Origin of the sequence: Streptomyces sp. BK022, from assembly GCF_004217355.1 — a bacterium.
GTDB classification, from domain to species: domain Bacteria; phylum Actinomycetota; class Actinomycetes; order Streptomycetales; family Streptomycetaceae; genus Streptomyces; species Streptomyces griseoluteus.
In genome coordinates, this window is sequence record NZ_SHKU01000003.1 from 680,213 (window position 1) to 694,949 (window position 14,737).

The 14,737-nt window shown below is 74.1% G+C and carries 14 protein-coding genes and 1 other RNA gene; 8 read left to right on the forward strand and 7 right to left on the reverse strand.

All coding sequences use genetic code 11. The features are described from left to right. Positions 1-22 precede the first annotated feature (22 nt). Positions 23-1,285 (forward strand): bifunctional RNase H/acid phosphatase, encoded by a 1,263-nt coding sequence (locus EV284_RS14600; protein ID WP_130334018.1) that lies wholly within the window; start codon positions 23-25, stop codon positions 1,283-1,285. Here EV284_RS14600 and EV284_RS14605 read toward each other — a convergent pair. Further along, positions 1,257-1,913: a bifunctional 4-hydroxy-2-oxoglutarate aldolase/2-dehydro-3-deoxy-phosphogluconate aldolase gene (locus EV284_RS14605; RefSeq protein ID WP_130334020.1), complete on the reverse strand. Its 657-nt coding sequence runs from the start codon at positions 1,911-1,913 to the stop codon at positions 1,257-1,259. The genes EV284_RS14600 and EV284_RS14605 overlap by 29 nt on opposite strands. Positions 1,914-1,986: 73 nt before the next feature. Further along, the gene (gene yaaA / locus EV284_RS14610; protein WP_130334022.1) at positions 1,987-2,769 is read right to left on the reverse strand and encodes a peroxide stress protein YaaA; all 783 of its coding nucleotides are present in this window, start codon (positions 2,767-2,769) and stop codon (positions 1,987-1,989) included. A 96-nt stretch (positions 2,770-2,865) separates the two neighbouring features. Here yaaA and rnpB point away from each other — a divergent pair. Beyond that, an RNA gene (gene rnpB, locus EV284_RS14615) (RNase P RNA component class A) lies at positions 2,866-3,266 on the forward strand. A gap of 29 nt (positions 3,267-3,295) precedes the next feature. Here the strand turns inward: rnpB and EV284_RS14620 are convergent. Next, complete coding sequence (locus EV284_RS14620) at positions 3,296-3,841, reverse strand: DoxX family protein (RefSeq protein WP_130334024.1); 546 nt, start codon at positions 3,839-3,841, stop codon at positions 3,296-3,298. 130 nt (positions 3,842-3,971) lie between these two features. Here EV284_RS14620 and EV284_RS14625 point away from each other — a divergent pair, with 130 nt between their 5' ends. The 5 genes from EV284_RS14625 (at position 3,972) to EV284_RS14645 (ending at position 9,444) form a co-directional block, all read left to right on the forward strand. After that, positions 3,972-4,298: a nuclear transport factor 2 family protein gene (locus EV284_RS14625; protein WP_130334026.1), complete on the forward strand. Its 327-nt coding sequence runs from the start codon at positions 3,972-3,974 to the stop codon at positions 4,296-4,298. Between the two features lie 129 nt (positions 4,299-4,427). Further along, complete coding sequence (locus tag EV284_RS14630) at positions 4,428-5,750, forward strand: serine hydrolase (RefSeq protein WP_130334028.1); 1,323 nt, start codon at positions 4,428-4,430, stop codon at positions 5,748-5,750. Positions 5,751-5,982: 232 nt separating this feature from the next. After that, positions 5,983-7,269 (forward strand): multidrug effflux MFS transporter, encoded by a 1,287-nt coding sequence (locus EV284_RS14635; protein ID WP_242625683.1) that lies wholly within the window; start codon positions 5,983-5,985, stop codon positions 7,267-7,269. Beyond that, the gene (locus tag EV284_RS14640; protein WP_130334030.1) at positions 7,221-8,396 is read left to right on the forward strand and encodes a serine hydrolase domain-containing protein; all 1,176 of its coding nucleotides are present in this window, start codon (positions 7,221-7,223) and stop codon (positions 8,394-8,396) included. The genes EV284_RS14635 and EV284_RS14640 overlap by 49 nt, the downstream gene beginning before the upstream one ends. Before the next feature lie 46 nt (positions 8,397-8,442). Beyond that, positions 8,443-9,444 carry a small ribosomal subunit Rsm22 family protein gene (locus tag EV284_RS14645; RefSeq protein ID WP_130334032.1) on the forward strand — a complete coding sequence of 334 codons (1,002 nt, stop codon included), beginning with the start codon at positions 8,443-8,445 and terminating at the stop codon, positions 9,442-9,444. Between the two features lie 31 nt (positions 9,445-9,475). Here EV284_RS14645 and EV284_RS14650 read toward each other — a convergent pair whose 3' ends face one another. Continuing rightward, the gene (locus EV284_RS14650) at positions 9,476-10,507 is read right to left on the reverse strand and encodes a hypothetical protein (RefSeq protein ID WP_130334034.1); all 1,032 of its coding nucleotides are present in this window, start codon (positions 10,505-10,507) and stop codon (positions 9,476-9,478) included. A 306-nt stretch (positions 10,508-10,813) separates the two neighbouring features. Here EV284_RS14650 and EV284_RS14655 point away from each other — a divergent pair, with 306 nt between their 5' ends. After that, positions 10,814-11,557 carry a bifunctional DNA primase/polymerase gene (locus EV284_RS14655; protein WP_130334036.1) on the forward strand — a complete coding sequence of 248 codons (744 nt, stop codon included), beginning with the start codon at positions 10,814-10,816 and terminating at the stop codon, positions 11,555-11,557. 28 nt (positions 11,558-11,585) lie between these two features. Here the strand turns inward: EV284_RS14655 and EV284_RS14660 are convergent, their stop codons facing one another. From EV284_RS14660 to efeB, 3 genes are all read right to left on the reverse strand, one after another. Next, positions 11,586-12,551 carry a hypothetical protein gene (locus EV284_RS14660; RefSeq protein ID WP_130334038.1) on the reverse strand — a complete coding sequence of 322 codons (966 nt, stop codon included), beginning with the start codon at positions 12,549-12,551 and terminating at the stop codon, positions 11,586-11,588. A 77-nt stretch (positions 12,552-12,628) separates the two neighbouring features. Then, positions 12,629-13,471, reverse strand: a complete 843-nt coding sequence (gene efeU / locus EV284_RS14665) for an iron uptake transporter permease EfeU (RefSeq protein ID WP_130334040.1) — start codon at positions 13,469-13,471, stop codon at positions 12,629-12,631. A gap of 3 nt (positions 13,472-13,474) precedes the next feature. After that, on the reverse strand, positions 13,475-14,728 hold the full coding sequence (gene efeB, locus EV284_RS14670; protein WP_130334042.1) for an iron uptake transporter deferrochelatase/peroxidase subunit: 1,254 nt from the start codon (positions 14,726-14,728) through the stop codon (positions 13,475-13,477). Positions 14,729-14,737: the final 9 nt, after the last annotated feature.

Below are 14,737 nucleotides of genomic sequence, written 5' to 3' on the forward strand. Positions count from 1 at the left end.
GCGGCGGTAAGGAGCTCTGGGCGTGCGGGAGTTCGTCGTCGAGGCCGACGGCGGGTCGCGGGGCAACCCCGGCCCGGCGGGGTACGGGGCCGCCGTGAGTGACGCGGCCACGGGGGAGACCCTGGCCGAGGCCGCCGAGTTCATCGGCGTCGCCACCAACAACGTCGCCGAGTACCGCGGTCTCCTCGCCGGCCTGCGCGCCGCCCACGCCCTCGACCCCGAGGCGCGGGTTGCGGTCCGCATGGACTCCAAGCTGGTCGTCGAGCAGATGTCGGGCCGCTGGAAGATCAAGCACCCCGACATGAAGCCCCTCGCGGCCGAGGCCCGCGGCATCTTCCCGCCCGGCCGGGTCACCTACGAGTGGATACCGCGCGAACGCAACAAGCACGCCGACCGGCTGGCGAACGAGGCGATGGACGCGGGGGCGAAGGGCGAGGCGTGGACGCCTCGGGCTCCGGCGGTTCTCGAGCCCGAGGGTCCTCCCGGGGACGCCCGCGCGGGGGCGGCGGCCGCGAGGGCGGCTCTGGCCCAGGGACGGCCCGCGCTCCCATCCGAGCCGGCGGCTTCGGCCGAGCCCGCTCGGAGCGACGCCCGGGCCGCGCGTACCGTCGCCTCCGCCACCACCTCCTCGCCCGGCTGGAGCGCGGCTCCCGATCTCGGGGCGCCCGCGACCTTCGTGCTGCTGCGGCACGGGGAGACGCCGCTCACTCCGCAGAAGCGGTTCTCCGGGAGCGGAGGGAGTGATCCCGCGCTGTCCGAGGTGGGGCGGGAGCAGGCGCGGCTGGTGGCGGAGGCGCTGGCGCGGCGGGGGACCGTCCAGGCGGTCGTCGCCTCGCCGCTGGCCCGCACGCGGGAGACCGCCGGGATCGTCGCCGCCCGGCTGGGGCTGGACGTGCGCGTGGACGACGGGCTGCGCGAGACGGACTTCGGCGCGTGGGAGGGGCTGACCTTCGCGGAGGCCCGCGAGCGCTACCCCGACGACCTGACCGCCTGGCTCGGTGACCCGCAGGCGCGTCCCACCGGTGGCGGCGAGAGCTTCGCGGAGACCGCCGAGCGGATCGAGGAGACCCGCGCCCGGCTGGTCGCCGAGTACGCGGGCCGTACGGTGCTGCTGGTCACCCACGTCACGCCGATCAAGACCCTGCTGCGCCTCGCCCTGGGCGCCCCGCCCGAGTCCCTCTTCCGGATGGAGCTGTCGGCCGCCTCACTGTCGGCGGTGGCGTACTACGCCGACGGCAACGCGAGCGTACGGCTGTTCAACGACACGTCCCACCTGCGTCCCTGAGCCCGGCCGCACCCCGCGCCAGCTCCTCGATCCGGGCCCAGTCCCCGGCGGCCACCGCGTCCGCCGGGACCATCCAGCTGCCGCCCACGCAGCCCACGTTGGGCAGCGCCAGATACTCCGGCGCGTTCGCCTCGGCGATCCCGCCCGTCGGGCAGAAGCGGGCGTCGGGCAACGGCCCGGCGAGGGACCTGAGATAGGCCGTACCGCCCGCCGCCTGGGCCGGGAAGAACTTCATCTCGCGCACCCCGCGCTCCAGCAGCGCCACCACCTCCGAGGCGGTGGACACCCCCGGCAGGAACGGCACCCCGGACTCCCGCAGCGCGGCGAGCAGCGACTCGGTCCAGCCGGGGGAGACCAGGAACCGCGCCCCCGCCGCCACGCACCGGCTCACCTGTTCCGGCGTGATCACCGTCCCGGCGCCCACCACCGCCTCGGGCACCTCCTCGGCGATGGCCCGGATGCCGTCCAGCGCGGCCGGCGTGCGCAGCGTGACCTCGATCGCGGGCAGCCCCCCGGCGACCAGCGCCCGCGCCAGCGGTACGGCGTCGGCGGCGTCGGAGAGCACGACGACGGGGAGGACGGGCGCGAGGTCCAGTACGGAGGCCGGGGAGGGCGCGGTTGAGGTCATGGACGCCATCGTGCCCAGGGGGAGCAGCCTGCGCAACGAACGTTGCACATGCTGCAATAGCGCCCGGGAACGCTCAGTGGACGTCGTCCACCAGGACGTCCAGCGCCCAGGGCTTCCCGGCCTTCTCCGGCGCCGACGCCTCCACCTCGTACCCGAGGTCCCGCAGCGCGACGGCCAGCTCGGCGGGGCCCTTCGGCGCGGCACCTTGGGTGAGCAGCGCGCGCACGATACGGCCCTTGGTCGCCTTGTTGAAGTGGCTGACCACCTTGCGGGTGGGCGCGTGCAGCACCCGTACCGTCGCCGTGCGCCCCGCGATCTCGCCCCTGGGCTTCCAGGCGGCGGCGTACGCGGCGGAGCGCAGGTCGAGCACGAGCCCGTCCCCGGCCGCCTCGGGCAGCACCTCGGCCATCGGGGCCCGCCAGTGCCCGGCCAGCGCGCCGAGACCGGGCAGCTTGACGCCCATCGAGCAGCGGTAGGAGGGGATGCGGTCGGTGACGCCGATCGCGCCCCAGAGGCCGGAGAACACCAGCAGCGAGCGGGCCGCGCGGCGCTTGGCGGCGGGGTCGAGGGTGGCCAGGCCGAGGGCGTCGTAGAGGACGCCGGTGTAGATCTCGCCCGCCGGGCGGGCGCCGGCCGTGAGCAGACCGGCGTTCTTGGCGACCTCGCCGCGCAGCCCCTCGCTCAGTCCCAGGACCTCGCGTGCCTTCTCCTCGTCCCCGGCGCACAGCTCCACCAGCTCGGCGAGCACGGCCTGCCGGGCGGCGGCGAGGCCGGGCAGGGACAGCGACTCGGGCTTCAGCGGGGCACCCCGGCCCGAGGACGCCTTTCCCTCCGACGGGGGCAGCAGGACCAGCACGGACAACTCCTTCTCTCGGCCTCCGCGCCAGCGTACGGGCCCCGGGCGCCGGTCCGCGCCGGCCGCCCGGCCCGGTACCATGGTCGGCACGGCAGACGAGCCGGGCGGACGGCCGCGTGGAGTCCCTTACGGGGCTTCCCGAGGAACGTCCGGGCTCCACAGGGCAGGGTGGTGGCTAACGGCCACCCGAGGCGACTCGCGGGACAGTGCCACAGAGAACAGACCGCCTCGCGCCTCGGCGCGGGGTAAGGGTGAAACGGTGGTGTAAGAGACCACCAGTGCCCAGGGTGACCTGGGCAGCTAGGTAAACCCCACCCGGAGCAAGGTCAAAAGGAAACACCCCGGTGTTTCTGCGCGGACGATCGAGGGCTGCCCGCCCGAGTCCGCGGGTAGACCGCACGAGGCCGGTGGCAACACCGGCCCTAGATGGATGGCCGTCACCGGGACGCCCGCGAGGGCCCCCGGAACAGAACCCGGCGTACAGCCCGACTCGTCTGTCGTACCCCACCCCGAGAGCCCCCTGTGGCTACTCCTCGAACAGCACTTCCTGCTCGGTGATCACCGTCTGCCGCAGCCGGCGGTTGCGGGCGCCGATGACGACCGCCGTGGCCGCCGCCGTGACGCCCAGGGCCGCGGGGACCATCCAGTTCCGGTCGAAGACATGGCCGAGGAGATGGTCGAGGGAGAGCCGGCCCGGTCCGGTGACGGCGAGGCCGGCGGCGGCGAGGCCGAGGCTGGCGGCGTACTCGTAGCCGCCCTCCTGGGCGAAGAAGCCGTTGGGGACGTGCAGGGCCGCCGCACCCGCCATCGCGCCGGCCGCCGACGCGCCCGCGACCGGCGTCGCCAGGCCGAGGGCCAGCAGGACGCCGCCGCCCGCCTCCGCGACCCCCGCCGCCGTCGCGCTCGCCTTGCCGGGGGCGAAGCCCACGGACTCCATGAACTGGCCGGTGCCCACCAGCCCGTGGCCGCCGAACCAGCCGAACAGCTTCTGCGCACCGTGCGCGGCCAGCACCCCGCCGGTGCTCAGCCGGAGGAGCAGCAGGCCCACGTCGCGTCGGTCGTAACAGGTCATGGTGACTCCCTTTCCCTTGCGTCCACCGTCGCACCGGGTACTCCGTCCGGCCTCCCGGAACGGGCGTCCGGGTGGTGCGGGCGGGGTACGTCCGGTGGCAGGGCACCGGGAGCGGTGTGAGCCTGACGCCATGACGATTCAGCCCGCCAAGCTGCGCGACCCGGCCGTACGGGCCTTCGTGCACGCCGTCAACTCCCATGACCGCGAAGGCTTCATGTCCCTCCTCGCGCCCGGCGCGACCATGGCCGACGACGGCGCCGACCGCGACCTCGCCGTCTGGATCGACCAGGAGATCTTCTCCACCCACGGCCACCTGGAGGTCGACAACGAGTCCCGGGGCGGACGCGCGCTCGTCGCCCGCTACCGCAACGACACCTGGGGCGAGATGCGGACCCGGTGGACGTTCACCGTGGCCGACGACGGGCGGATCTCGCGGTTCGAGACGGGTCACGCGTAAGGGGGACACGGGCTTGGCGGGGGGCCGCCGTGCTACGGGGCCATCAGACCTACATGACAGGGCAAAGTCCTGGCCGGGGAAACACCTCCCCCGGGTAAGGGCCGTTCGGAGCCGGTGTACGGTCCCCGGGTGCGTGAAAGTTCCCCGCTCAGCCGACGTGCCCTTCTCGGTCTCGCGGCGGCCGCCGTGCCCCTGACCGCCACCGCCCCCGCCTCCGCCGCCGGGGCGAGATCCGCGGGTGCGAGATCCGCGGGAGCCGGCGTCGTGGGCGGTGAGCGGCTCGGCCTCGGCGGGGTCCAGGTGCGGGCGGCCGGGCTGCCGAAGAAGCTCACCGCGCAGGCGTGGCTCGTCGCCGACCGGGACACCGGCGAGGTGCTCGCCTCCTACAACGCGCACCGGCGGCTCGCGCCCGCCTCCACGCTGAAGATGCTGTTCGCGGACACCGTGCTGCCCAAGTTCGCCCCCGAGCAGCGGTACCGGGTCACCGAGGCCGACCTCGCCGACATACCGTCCGGGTCCAGCCTCGTCGGCGTCCAGGCCGGGACCACGTACACCGTGGAGCAGCTCTGGCAGGGCGTGTTCCTGCGCTCGGGCAACGACGCCGTGCACGTGCTGTCCCACATGAACGGCGGGATCGCCCGCACGGTCGCCGAGATGCAGGCCAGGGCCGAGTACCTGCACGCCCTCGACACCCATGTGGTCAGCCCGGACGGCTTCGACCACCCCGGTCAGATCTCCTCGGCGTACGACCTCACGCTGTTCGCCCGCGCCGGACTTGAGAACCCCGACTTCCGGCGCCACTGCGGCACCCGTACCGCCGACTTCCCGGCCGGCGGCAAGAAGACCTTCCAGATCCAGAACACCGACCGCCTGCTCACCGGCGCGTGGGGGCTGCGGCCGTACGCGGGACTGCTCGGCGTCAAGAACGGCTACACCAGCCACGCGGGCAACACCTTCACCGGCGCCGCCACCCGTGGCGGCCGCACCCTGCTGGTCACCGTCATGCACCCCGCCGAGGGCAGCAACGCGGTGTACGAGCAGACCGCCGCCCTCCTCGACTGGGGCTTCGGCGCGGGCCGCGCCGCCCAGCCGGTCGGGCTGCTCGCCGCCCCCGGCGGTACGAAGGGCAGCCGGCCGACCGTCAGCCCCCTTCCGAAGGAACACTCCGCCCACGCCTCCGCCACCCCGCCCGGTCCGTCCCCCCTCCGCCTCGCCGAGGGCGCGGCCGGCACCGCGGCGCTGCTGGGCGCGGGCGCCTGGGCGATCCTGCGCCGCCGCCGGGCCGCTACGGCGGGCGCCCCCGCCGAAGCGGCGCCAGGCGGCCGCCGCCGGGAACGCCCGGCGGACCCCTCCGCCGAGACGGTGCCCCCGCAGGGCGGCCGCCGCCGGGCCCGCGCGCCGGAGACTCCGACGGAAGCCGCCTCCCAGCAGGGCGGCCGCCACCGCCGCTGACGCCTCCGGCGGGGACCCGGTTCAGCGGCGCTGCGGCTCTCCCCGCCCCCGGGGCCGCGATCTGGCGCAGGGCCGCCCGTGCCCTCGCCGGGCTGCCCGGCAGGCGTGAGTGCCTGCCGAGGGCCGCCCCCCGAGCCGAGCCCTCGGCGACCTTCGTACACACGTCCCCCACACCACCCCGGAGCTGAGACCATGGTGGGCGTCGTCCGGGGTTCTGGCTGGGAGGGGTTGTATGGGTGAGCGGGATGCCGTGACGGCACTGGAGGTGGAGGCCCCCCGAGGGGTGGCCGGGGTCGCGGAGCGGCCGCGCGGGGTGCTCGTCACCTTCATGCTCGGGGCGCTCACCGCCACCACACCGCTGGCGATGGACATGTACCTGCCCTCGCTGCCGGAGGTCACCCGGACCCTGCACGCGCCCGCCGCCACCGTGCAGCTCACCCTCACCGCCTGTCTGGCCGGGATGGCGCTCGGGCAGCTGCTCGTCGGCCCGATGAGCGACCGGTGGGGCCGGCGCCGCCCGCTGCTGACCGGGCTCGCGGTGTACCTCGTCGCCACGGCCCTGTGCGCGTTCGCGCCCACCGTCGGGACGCTCGTCGCCTTCCGGCTGGCGCAGGGCCTCGCGGGCGCGGCCGGGATCGTCATCGCGCGGGCCGTCGTACGCCACCTGTACGACGGCGTCGCCATGGCCCGCTTCTTCTCCACCCTGATGCTGATATCCGGGGTCGCCCCGATCGTCGCCCCGCTGATCGGCGGGCAGATCCTCCGGGTGACCGACTGGCGGGGCGTGTTCGTCGTCCTGACCGGCATCGGGGCCGTGCTCACCGCGCTGGTCTGGCTGCGGCTGCCCGAGACGCTGCCGCCCGCCGAACGGCACCGGGGCGGGGTCAAGGAGTCCCTGCGCACCATGCGCGGCCTCCTCGCCGACCTGCCCTTCACCGGCTACCTCCTCGCGGGCGGCTTCGCCTTCGCCGCGCTGTTCGCGTACGTCTCGGCGTCCCCGTTCGTCGTCCAGGAGGTCTACGGCGCCTCCCCGCAGACATTCAGCCTGCTGTTCGGGCTCAACTCGGTCGGCCTGGTCGTCGCCGGGCAGATCAACGGCAAGCTGCTGGTGGGCCGGGTCCGGCTCGACCGGGTGCTCGCCTGCGGCCTCGCGGTGATCGTGCTGGCCGCGACCGCGCTGCTGCTCATGGCCACCGGGGTGTTCGGCGAGGCCGGGCTCGCGCCCGTCGCCGCCGCCCTGTTCGTGCTCATGTCGGCGATGGGCTTCACCATGCCCAACACCCAGGCGCTCGCCCTGCTGCGCACCCGGCACGCCGCCGGTTCCGCCTCCGCGCTGCTCGGTACGACCTCCTTCCTCGTCGGCGCGGTCGCCTCCCCGCTCGTCGGGATCGCCGGGGAGCGCACCGCCGTCCCGATGGCCGTCGTCCAGTTGGCTGCCGCGCTGGTCGCGGGGGTCTGCTTCATGGGACTGTGCCGTCCCTGGAAGGCGGGCGCGGGCCTGGAGGGAGTGGACCACTGAGCGCACCGAGACTCCGTCCCGGCACCCCCGAGCGGGCCGGGCTGGACCCGGCGGAGATGGCCCGCCTCACCGACGACCTGCACGCCCTCACCGCGGGGGCGCACCCCTGGGCGGCCGGGGCCGTCGCGGTGGCCGGGCGCGGGCCGGTGATCGCGGTCGCCGAGGCGTCGGGGTGGGCCGTGCGGTACGCCGCCTGGGACGCGAGGTCCGGCACCGGCGTCGAACTGCCGCCCGCCCAGCGGGTGCCGGTCACCCTGGACACCCCCTTCGACCTCGCCTCGCTCACCAAGCTGTTCACGTCCGTCGCGGCGCTCCAGCAGATAGAGCGGGGCACCCTCGGGATCGACGCCCGCGTGGGCGCGTACCTGCCCGAGTTCACCGGGGCGGCCGAACACGGCGTCACCGTCAGGCAGTTGCTCACCCACACCGCCGGGCTGGCGCCCGAACTCCCGCTGTACGAGTACCCCGCCCTCACCGCCCGCCTGGCCCGGCTCCGCGCGGAGCCGCCCACGTCGAAGCCGGGGGAGTACCTGTACTCCGACCTCGGCATGCTGTTCCTGCAGTTCGTGCTGGAGCGGATCACCGGGCGGACCCTGGACGTACTGATCGCCGACGGCATCACCCGCCCGCTGGGCATGACGGCGACCTCGTACGGGCCCCGCCCCGACGCCGCGGCCACCGAGGACCAGCGACGGCCCTGGGCGAAGGCGGACCGGGGGATGCTGCGCGGTGTCGTCCACGACGAGAACGCCTGGGCGCTGGGCGGGGTCGCGGGCCACGCGGGCCTCTTCTCCACCGGCCCCGACCTCGCCGTCTTCTGCCGCGCCCTCCTCGCGGGCGGCGCGTACGGGCCCGCCCGCATCCTCGGCCCCGACTTCGTCGAACTCCTCCTCACCCCACCCGGCCTCGGTTTCGCCCTCGACGAGCCCTGGTTCATGGGCACCCTTTCGGGCCACGGCGCGGCCGGCCACACGGGGTTCACCGGCACGTCCCTCGTCATCGACCCGTCGACGGACACCTTCCTGGTCCTCCTGGCCAACACGGTCCACCCGGTCCGCCGGCCCCCCGACAGCCACCCCCGAGCGGCCCTGGCCTCCCGCCTGGCGAAGGCGGTACGGGACGCCTAGTCCCACAGGCCCGCCTACGCCTGCGCGCACCTGAGAGAATCGTCGGGTGAACGCCCCCGCCTCCGCCGCCGATACGCTCCGTTCCACCCTTGCCGGGGTGCTGGACGGGTTGCCGCCCCGGCAGGCGGCTTCCGCCGTCGAGCGGCTCATCAGCAATTACCGGGGGGACACCCCGACGAACGCGCCGATCCTGCGGGACCGGGCCGATGTGGCGGCCTACGCGGCCTACCGGATGCCGGCGACGTTCGAGGCGGTGCGGGCGGCGCTGGAGGCGTTCGCGGACGCGGTGCCCGAGTGGGTGCCGGGCAGCCATGTGGACGTCGGGGGCGGGACCGGCGCCGCGACCTGGGCCGTGGCCGCCACCTGGGACGGGGAGCGCCCGGTCACCGTGCTGGACTGGGCCGAGCCCGCGCTCGCCCTCGGGCGGGAGATCGCCGGTTCGCATCCCGCGCTGCGCGGTGCCGCATGGCGGCGGGCCCGGATCGGGGCGGCGCTGGAGGTGCCGGAGACCGACCTCGTCACCGTGTCGTACGTCCTCAACGAGCTGTCCGGCCCCGACCGGGCCGCCCTCGTCGACGCGGCCGCCGCCGCGCGGTCCGTCGTCATCGTGGAGGCCGGGACCCCGGCCGGGTACGAGCGGATCATCGAGGCCCGCGACCGGCTGATCGCGGCCGGATTCCGGGTCGCCGCGCCGTGTCCGCACAGTGCGGCGTGCCCGATCGTGCCGGGCACGGACTGGTGCCACTTCGCGGCGCGGGTCAGCCGTTCCTCGCTGCACCGGCAGGTCAAGGGCGGTTCGCTGGCGTACGAGGACGAGAAGTTCAGCTACGTCGCCGCGACCCGGCTGCCCGCCGAGCCGGCCCCCGCGCGTATCGTGCGGCGGCCGCAGATCCGCAAGGGGCAGGTGCTGCTCGATCTGTGCGAGGCGGACGAGCGGCTGCGGCGGACGACCGTCACCAGACGGCACGGTGATCTGTACAAGGCCGCCCGTGACGCCGAGTGGGGCGATGCCTGGCCGCCGCCCGGGGACGACCAGGCCGTTTCTTGATCACCCTGCCCGGGGCCCCTCCGCCGGTCGGCTAGAAGAGGCCGGAGCGCATGTGGGGCGTGAGGTCCTCGAGGATCTCGCGCAGCCACGGGCCACCGGCGGCCGGCAACCTCGTCAGGGTGTTCCGGAAGACCCGCTCGTCGATCCGGAACGGGTGACGGGGGCGCGGCGCGGGCGGGTCGTCGCGGAGAACGCCCTCGGGCATGCTGCCCGACGCGGGGAGGCGCACATGCGGCTCGGGGAAGGCCAGGCACAGCCACACCCCGAAGGGCAGCGGCACCGGATATGCCGATGCGCGCCGGCCGGGCGGGCTCCAGGTCTCCCCGGTCCGCGGATGGACCGGGACGAGCAGGATGTCGGCGTCCGCGTCGGGGCCGGGCAGTCCCGGTCCGGCCAGAACGGCGTGCCGCGCCGGCCGGCCCCCCGGCAGGAGGGCGTCAAGGGCGCGCTGGAACACCTCCGCGGTCAGCCCGTGCGGGACGGTCACCGGCCGGCCGTCGGAGGCCGCCAGCAGATGGGCGAGCGCCCGGCCGGCGGCCGCCTCCCACTGCGGGCTCCATGACCACTGATGGTCCAGCCCGAGCAGTGAGCCCCATCGGGTGATCGGCTCGTACGGGGACGTGCGCTTGCCCTCCTCCAGCAGTTCCGCCCAGGAGAGCGTGAGGGGGGCCGTGTCGTCGACGGGGAGGCGGCGCACGGCGTCCGGCGCCAGCCAGACCGCTTGCCAGAGCGAGCAGTCGTCGATGCGTGTCGCCACGGGCAGGCCGCACCCCTCACAGGCCATGTTGGGGCCCTCAGCCCAGTCGAGGCCGCAGCAGTAGCCACCGGCCCGCTCCGGGATCAGCACAGTGCCGCGGGCGTCTCCGGGCGCGATGACGACCTCGCCGGGGATGCCGTCGGACACGTCCCGACGTTCGGGGTCCACGGCGAACGTGCCCGACTCCATGAGCACCGGGAGCTGAACCCCGTTCCCGTACTTCTGATGAGCGTGGGCCGGCAGCGCGACCTGGGACAGCGGGACCGTCAGCCTGGCGCCGCACCCTGCACACACGAAAATGTACAAATATCCTCCGGCGAAGAAGCGGAGAGCATCGTCGCAGCTCAGCCGCGGACCGGCCAACGTTTTTCCGGGTGCGGAGCCTCCTCGGAAGCGGGACCGTACGGACGCTCTCCGAGCGGCCCGGAACGTGGCCGTCGGCCAGCCCTTGGAACGCATTTCCCTGGCAAAGAAAGGGGAAAATCGTGCATACCCCTTCATTGTGAAGTATGTCTCGCCAGGTTCCTTCATATCCGTGCTCGGTCTCCCCGCGGCGCGGGATGATGGGACGATGAGGCATGCTGTCCGCACCACAGCGAGGCGAGGGGACAGATGAGCGCGACGTTCGGCGGCCGGTCCGGCCGGCAGGGCAGGATCTCCCAGTGGCTGCGTGGACGGCGTCCCAAGGACGAGACCGCCGGCGACGGTGGCCGTGAGGCGATGCTGGTCGCCACTGCCCAGGCCGGGTTGCCGTTGGCGCCCGCCGCGTATCCCGCGCCGGGGTACGGGTGTTCCTGCGACCGCGTCGGCTGTCCCACTCCCGCCCGGCATCCGGTGTCCTTCGCCTGGCAGACCCAGGCGACCACCGATGGCGCGCAGATCGAGCGGTGGGCGCGTGAGCAGCCCGAGGCCAACTTCATCACCGCGACCGGCATGACCCACGACGTGCTCGACGTCCCGCTGGACGCCGGGCGCGCCGCCCTCGACCGGCTGCTCGGGGAGGGCGTGGAGGTCGGCCCGGTCGCCGAGAGCGATGACGGGCGCATGCTCTTCTTCACCCAGACCCGGGGCACGCCCGAGGACGAGGACGAGTGGTGGCCCTGTGAGCTGGACTGTCACCCCGAGACGATGGACGAACACCCCGGCCTCCGCTGGCACTGCCGAGGCTCCTACGTCCTCGTCCCCCCGGCCCGCCTCCCCGGCGCCCCGACGCGTGGCGTCCGCTGGGTCCGAGGCCCGGAACACGCCCTCCCCGAGCCCCTCACCCTGCTGGAATCCCTGACGGACGCCTGCGCCCGCCACGCCGGCACGGAATCCGACCACCACGCCGCCACGCCCTGGCCGTCCCGGCACTGAACACCTTCGGCCTCCGGCCGGGCACGCGCTACTCGCCCCGCGCGGCGGTCAGCCCCTGCACTCGTCCCAGCACCGACACCGGCCCGCCGCCCGCGGGGTCCAACGCCGCCTGGTTGGCGACGAACTCGAGCGTCAGGGACTGCTTGACCTCGCCCTTGGTGAGGGCCTGGACGTCCCGGTTGGGTACGGCGACGGACGTTCCGGCGGCGGCCGTGCGTTTCTCGTAGTGGTGGGAGGCGAAGAAGACGAGCGTGCCTCCGTCGGCCGTACGGAGGGCCAGGGGGGCGAAGGCGTCGCGGGTCAGCGGCTCGTCGACGTACTGGCGCACCAGGCCCGGCTTGCGGGCCTGCCGGGCGCGGATCGCGCGCCAGCCGCTCGTGCTCGGGCCGTCGGCGAACGTCCTGCCCCCGTCCCGCAGATAGGCCGCGTACCGCGAACTCAGGTCAGCGGCCGGCACCGCCTCGGCCCAGCCGTCCGCCCGCACGCGGAACTCCGGCAGCTGGGCGGCGGGGACCAGCGTCAGATACGCCACCCGCCACGACTCGCCGAGACCATCCCGCACGAACACCATCAACCACCGTGCGGAACCCCCCTTGTTGCCCTTGGCGTCCGCGACGAACCACCGGGGCCAGCCGGCCTTCGCCGGAATGGTGAACCTGGCGTCGGTCAGGGTCAGCGGAGTGTGCCGGGAGTTCCCGCCCGGACTGTTCGCGTGACCCGCCGTCAACCGCGCGGCGTCGATCGCGCCGAACGCCCCGGTGACATACCCGGCGTCGAGGGAGGAGTCGTAGGCCCGGTCGGCCCTGTTGTACGCCTCCGTGAACCGGGTGAGAGCGCGAGCGGCCTCCGCACGGCTCGCCGCGGGCAGCACCTCCCGCTCGCCGTGCACCACGACACATCCGCTGGTCATCAGCGCGCAGACGGCCAGCGAGGCCGCTATGCGTGCCCTCCGGTTCCGGCCGCGAGCCCCGCGACCGCTGCGATCCCTGCTCATCAGGCGACGTCACCTTCCCCTTCCCGGAGGCGAACCCTACCGGGAGGGGAGAGGCGTCCGACCCGCCGAGGGGCCGCCTACTTCGCCGCGCTCGCCGCGGCCCCGGCCGTACGGACGGGCCCGCGGGAGGGGAGCAGGAACAACGTCAGCACCGGCACCAGATACAGCAGCCACACCGTGAGCTGGACCACCGTGGGATCGGGCTGGAAGTTGAAGACACCCTTCAGCAGCGTCCCGTACCAGCTGTCCGGCGGAATCGTGCCGCTGATGTCGAAGGCCAGGTCCGTCAGTCCCGGCACCCAGCCCGCCTCCTGGAGGTCGTGGACGCCGTACGCGAGGACGCCCGCCGCGACCACGACCAGCATCCCGCCGGTCCAGGTGAAGAACTTCGCCAGGTTGATGCGCAGCGCGCCCCGGTAGAACAGCCACCCCAGCAGCACCGCCGTGGCGATACCGAGGGCCACGCCGATCAGCGGGCGCGGGGTGCCGTCGCTCGCCGCGTGCACCGACGCCCAGACGAACAGCGCGGTCTCCAGCCCCTCCCGGCCCACCGCGAGGAACGCGGTGGCGACCAGCGCGCCCGTGCCCATGGCGAGGGCGGCGTCGAGCCGGCCGTGCAGCTCCGTCTTGAGGTGCCGGGCGGTGCGCCGCATCCAGAACACCATCCAGGTCACCAGGCCCACCGCGAGGATGGACAGCGATCCGCCCAGCGCCTCCTGCGCCTGGAACGTCAGCTCCTGCGAGCCGAACTCGAGCGCGCAGCCGAAGCCGAGCGCGAGCGCGACCGCGATGGCGATGCCGGTCCAGATCGGCTTCAACGCCTCCCGGCGGCCGGTCTTGACCAGGTAGGCGATCAGGATGCAGACGACGAGCGACGCCTCCAGACCCTCGCGCAGACCGATCAGATAGTTGGAGAACACGGACTACGCCTCCTTGGAGAACAGCGTCCGGCCCCACCAGTCGTGGGAGTCACGGACACCGGGCGGGACCGCGAAGACCGCCGAACCCACGTGCTGGATGTACTCGTTGAGCGCGTCGTGCGCGGCGAGCCGCCGCTGGAGCGGGATGAACCCCTCCCGCACGTCACGCTGGTAGGCCAGGAAGAACAGGCCCGCGTCAAGGCGGCCGAGCCCGTCCGTGCCGTCGGTGAAGGAGTAGCCCCGGCGCAGGATGGTGATCCCGCCGTTGGAGTCGGGGTGGGCCAGGCGCACATGGGCGTCGGGCTTCATCGCCTTCAGGAACGGCGCGTCGTGCTCCTTCGCCTTCCCGACCGGCGCCCCCTCGCCCTTGTCCCGGCCGAACACGTCCTCCTGCTCCTGGAGCGAAGTACGGTCCCAGGTCTCGATGTTCATCCGGATGCGCCGGGCGACCAGATACGAACCCCCGGTCATCCAGGTCGACTTGGCGTCGCCGTCCGAGGCGGACACCCAGACGTGCCGGTCCAGCCGGGCGGTCTCGGTGCCGGCGATGTTGCGGGTGCCGTCCTTGAAGCCCATCAGGTTGCGCGGGGTCTGGGCGTCCGGCGTGGTCGAGGAGGTCTTGCCGAACCCGAGCTGGGACCAGCGCACCGCGACCTTGCCGAAGCCGATGCGGGCCAGATTGCGGATGGCGTGCACCGCCACCTGCGGATCGTCCGCGCACGCCTGTACACAGAGGTCGCCCCCGGTACGGGACCTGTCCAGGTTGTCGCCGGGGAACTTCGGCAGGTCCGTCAGCGCGGCCGGGCGCCGGTCGGCCAGGCCGAACCGCTCGAAGAGGGAGGGTCCGAAGCCCACGGTGAGGGTCAGCCGGGAGGGGTTCAGGCCCAGCGCCTCGCCGGTGTCGTCCGGCGGGGCCTCGGCGAGGCCGCCGTACGCGCCCTCACCGACCGGCTTCCCGGCCGCCATCAGCCGGGCCGCCGCCGTCCAGTCCTTGAGCAACTGGACGAACTCCGCGCGGTCCTCCGTCTTCACGTCGAACGCGGCGAAGTGCAGCCGGTCCTGCACCGGGGTGGCGATGCCCGCCTGGTGGGCGCCGTGGAACTCCACGGCGCCGCCCGAGCCCGCAGGCGCCGGGTCCGGGCCGTCGTCGGACAGGGCCACACCGCCGCCCGCCGCGGCGGCACCGAGCGCGAGCCCGGCACCGCCCCAGCCGATCAGCGCGCGCCGCGAGGGGCCGCCCCGCTCGTTCTCGTTCATCTCCCGTGC

What these genes read in the sequence shown, in the direction of transcription:
- efeB (WP_130334042.1), bottom strand. Translation starts at nt 14,728, where the DNA reads ATGAACGAGAACGAGCGGGGCGGCCCCTCGCGGCGCGCGCTGATCGGC.
- EV284_RS14635 (WP_242625683.1), top strand. Translation starts at nt 5,983, where the DNA reads ATGGGTGAGCGGGATGCCGTGACGGCACTGGAGGTGGAGGCCCCCCGA.
- EV284_RS14625 (WP_130334026.1), top strand. Translation starts at nt 3,972, where the DNA reads ATGACGATTCAGCCCGCCAAGCTGCGCGACCCGGCCGTACGGGCCTTC.
- EV284_RS14605 (WP_130334020.1), bottom strand. Translation starts at nt 1,913, where the DNA reads ATGACCTCAACCGCGCCCTCCCCGGCCTCCGTACTGGACCTCGCGCCC.
- EV284_RS14660 (WP_130334038.1), bottom strand. Translation starts at nt 12,551, where the DNA reads ATGAGCAGGGATCGCAGCGGTCGCGGGGCTCGCGGCCGGAACCGGAGG.
- EV284_RS14620 (WP_130334024.1), bottom strand. Translation starts at nt 3,841, where the DNA reads ATGACCTGTTACGACCGACGCGACGTGGGCCTGCTGCTCCTCCGGCTG.
- EV284_RS14655 (WP_130334036.1), top strand. Translation starts at nt 10,814, where the DNA reads ATGAGCGCGACGTTCGGCGGCCGGTCCGGCCGGCAGGGCAGGATCTCC.